The 3,671-nt window shown below is 49.7% G+C and carries 3 protein-coding genes and 1 pseudogene; all 4 read right to left on the bottom strand.

Translation table 11 applies throughout. From position 1 onward, the window contains the following. The coding region (locus tag JX312_RS10555) for a helix-turn-helix domain-containing protein (RefSeq protein ID WP_204457967.1) at window positions 1-221 on the bottom strand (221 nt) is incomplete at its 3' end. A 231-nt stretch (window positions 222-452) separates the two neighbouring features. After that, window positions 453-728, bottom strand: a pseudogene (locus JX312_RS10550) (iron ABC transporter substrate-binding protein); the annotation flags it as partial. A gap of 23 nt (window positions 729-751) precedes the next feature. Further along, the gene (locus tag JX312_RS10545) at window positions 752-2,833 is read right to left on the bottom strand and encodes a TonB-dependent receptor (protein WP_204457966.1); all 2,082 of its coding nucleotides are present in this window, start codon (window positions 2,831-2,833) and stop codon (window positions 752-754) included. Beyond that, window positions 2,830-3,671: YncE family protein (locus JX312_RS10540; RefSeq protein WP_204457965.1), on the bottom strand; the 842-nt coding region annotated here is incomplete at its 5' end. The genes JX312_RS10540 and JX312_RS10545, both read right to left, overlap by 4 nt.

The following is a 3,671-nucleotide window of genomic DNA, read 5'->3' as shown; positions in this document are numbered from 1 at the left end:
AATGTCTTTCCCGCTCTCTGATTACGAAGTTTCACAGGTAAATCTTTAGGTATGCGTTGAGTAACATCCGGCACAATAGCATTATCTTCTATTCCGAAATCAATCACACCGCCTTGAGCGTTGGCAAAAGCAACACAATCTTTGGCAATTTCTTTAAAATCTGCTTTCGGTCCATATATTGCCCGTAAGGACTTCCTGTCGTACAAACTGTTTTCTATCATTATGAATGCAAATTTACGAAAATTTCCTGACATACAGATTACGAAGAATCAGATACTTACATATCTGACGGAATTATTCAATTCAGAACTGCGAGAGGCGCGACGGCTCGACTTTGGCAGTCGCAAGCGAGACAGTGCGGGTATTGGGCAATGCGGTCAGTGGCGTTTGGATCGAGTCCGGCACTCCCGTTGACCGCATTGCCTGAATTGAAGAGTCGGCTAAACACCGACTTCGAGTACCTGACCGGTGAACCCTTCGGGAGCAGACTCACCTCCTCTTGCTATGAAGAGCTGAGTGGTTATGCTGTCCGCACCCTGCCACGGATTGGTGACAGTAATGATGGAGCTTTCATATCCGTCCGCACCCTTGATACTGAAGCCGGAGGCATATTCCGGGGTATAGAGCTGATTGCTGAAATCGCTGATAGAAGCGGTCTTTTTACCATTACAGGCAGCCAGCAGAACGATGAGCAGGCACAGACTGAGGAAAGATTTACACTTTTGCATATTCTGTTGATTTTTGGTTTGTTTCAATAATTATCCGTTTTCGGTTCAGTCTTTTTCTTTCCGAACTTCGGTGTTATTCCGACAAAGAACTCGAAGTTGATGCCGGGCATGGGACGCGAGAGGACTGAGAGATAGTCCTCGTTGAAAATATTGTTCACAGCCAGTTTCAGCTGTAAATCGACAGGTTTGAACTTCAGCCCTTTTTCAAGGGATACGTTGCTCATGTAATACTTAGGGAGGTGCCCTGTGATAGTATAGTCGTTGCTCGACATGGTGAACCTCTCTGAATAGTAAGCCCATTTATACAGGAAGCTCCAAGATTTCCATGTAAGACGCCCCGTGAACGAAGCTGAGTGCTTGGGGACGTAAGGTAGCTGCTTGCCTACAGACTGGTCAGCAGGGGACATCTTCTCACCCTCGTTGATTGAGGGAGTCCATGAATATGACCCGTTCAGATCGAAAATCCACCCCTTGAAAGGTTCGAAAGCTATATTGAGCTTTCCCTCGATGCCGTAGGCGTGTACCTTCTTTACATTGCGCGGCGAGAAGAACCCTTTGGTTGTGGGAAGCCAGATGATCCAGTCGTCGATACGGCTGTCAAACCATGTGGCACTTCCACCCATCGACACTGGGAAGGGAGCTTTCCAACCCACATCGAACGAAGCACCGGCGTCATACGTCCACCCATGCTCGCTCTTCAGATCAGGATTGCCGCCGGGGAGAAAATAGAGGTCGTTGAGCGTAGGAAACTTGTGGTTGCGTGATACGGACGCTTTCAGCATGACGTTTCCGTTCCGTGACAGGAGACCGTCGATGAAGAAAGCCGGGATAACGGGAGCCCAAGTTTCGCCGAACATTTCCTCGCGCACCACAAGCGACAGTCCGAGCGGATCGACAGGCTGCCACTTTGCAGAGGCAGAGCCGGAGAGTTCTATGCGACCCTTGTCGTAACCGACAACGGCTTTGTCGCCGTCCTGAAGGATAATGTTCTTATCCTCTGAGCGGACAAAATGCTGATGTGCCGAAATATTGGCGGTGAAATACCATTTTCTCGTAGGATTATACTCACCCTCTGCCTGACCGTAGAATGTGTTTACCCTGCTTCGTGAGCGTGTCATGGACGACCAGTTGTTTTCAGCGACCTCACGCTTGTAGTCATACGCCATCCAAGTGTGGATATATCCCCCTTTTGCTGCAAATTTCCAGCCGTCGCGCCGATGATCCCATGAGAGGACGCTGCGCAGGGTCTGTTCACGCTGACGGTTCTCGAAGTTGCGCTCGTTGCCGTAGTCGGTGGTGAGCATAGGTAGTTCGCGGTTGGAGTTGATGTACCACGCGTTGAATCCAAAACGGTCACCCTTGTTGGTGTTATAGTAAACCTCCTGCAGCGCATGGAAATCTTTGTAGGCACCGCTGCGGTTCCGTTCCGTCGGATGATACTGACCTATTATGTTCTTGTCATCGTCGTAGATGTTCACCTTCTTGTCGTGGTTAATGTACTTGTAGTCGTTTGGTGAAGACGAATATACGACACGGCTTGACACGTGCCAATGCTCACTGCCGTAAGTAAACCGGGCGAACTCGTCGAATGTGCTGAATGAGCCCACTCCCTGCACATATTGCAGATTGACCCCTTCCGCCACATCTGGAATAGTTCCGAGTCTGACAAGACCGCCCAGACCGCCGCCAGTCTCGTTGACCGATGAAGTGCCGTGGAGCAGCGATGCCTGGTCTATGAAATAGGACGGAATGGTGGAGAAGTCGGTCATGCCGAGCATGGGGTTGTTGATGCGCATACCGTTCCACGTCACCTGCGTATGGCTGGGTGATGTTCCACGGAAAGCGACAGTGGAGAGAGTGGCACGACCGTAGCTCTTGACGAAGACGGAAGAATTGAACGTGAGGATGTCAGCCATCGAGAGGGCGATGTTCTCTTTGAGGGCGATGGAATCGAAAGTTGTTTTCTGCACTCCGATATCTTTCATCGGGCGTTTGCCCCACACCACGACCTCACGCAGATTGTGCATCCTCTGTGAAGACTGTGCGTATGCAACAATGCAAAATGCACAATTCACAATACAAAATAGTAATATTTTCTTGTTCATTTCCAACAGAATGCGCCGGGTATTATGCCGACATAAAATTCATCGATAAGTTTTCCTTCGGGGGAGTATCGGTAGATCATGCCCTGCTGCTGGTAGTCGATGGCATCGGCTACATACACTTCGCCGTTTACAGGGTTTACCGTCAGCCCGTAATACTTCGTTTCGCGGTATACGAGGAAAGGACGGACAGGAACACGGTTTGCCGTTACGTCCATACTCCAGATGTCATTATTGATCCAGTACAGCTTGTCACGTTCGCCGTTGAGTTGCAGCTCGCTCGGAGCATCACCGAGTTTGAATTTCCACTGTTTTTCAACAGTAAAAGTTGCAGCATCAATCTTATAGAGTGAAGGTGTCTCATAGCCGTATGGCGAGCCTTCATAACCGCCGTCGGTGATAGTCCACATCTTGTCGTACTTATCCATTACAAGGGACGTGGGCTGTATGCCGACCGTCAGCTGGTCCACCACCTTATCAGTCTCGGTATCTATCTTGATGATGCGGTTCTGGTAGCTCCAGCAGTTGCAGTACACATATTTGCCGTATTGCACCATCTGCTCCGTTGAGCCGCTCTCCATCGTCATGTCAGGCACCTGAATGTAGCCTGTAATTTCATACTTCTTGGGATTGACAATGAAGATGCGGTTGTCCCAAAGCTGCGTGACGTAAGCCTTTTCATCGCTCAGGAAGTGGATATATCGCGGAGAGGTCAGATCCTCGATGCGCCCCACTTCCTTGAACGTATTGAGGTCGATAGCAAAGATGACATGGGAATTGTTCACCACTATCCACCCTTTGTTGTCATAGATGCTCATGGACTGCGCCACATCACCGAGTC

Source organism: Barnesiella sp. CU968 (assembly GCF_905219685.1).
In the GTDB taxonomy this organism is placed as follows: domain Bacteria; phylum Bacteroidota; class Bacteroidia; order Bacteroidales; family Muribaculaceae; genus Lepagella; species Lepagella muris_A.
Note: the sequence above shows the minus strand (reverse complement) of the source record. Positions and strands in the feature narration are given on the sequence as shown.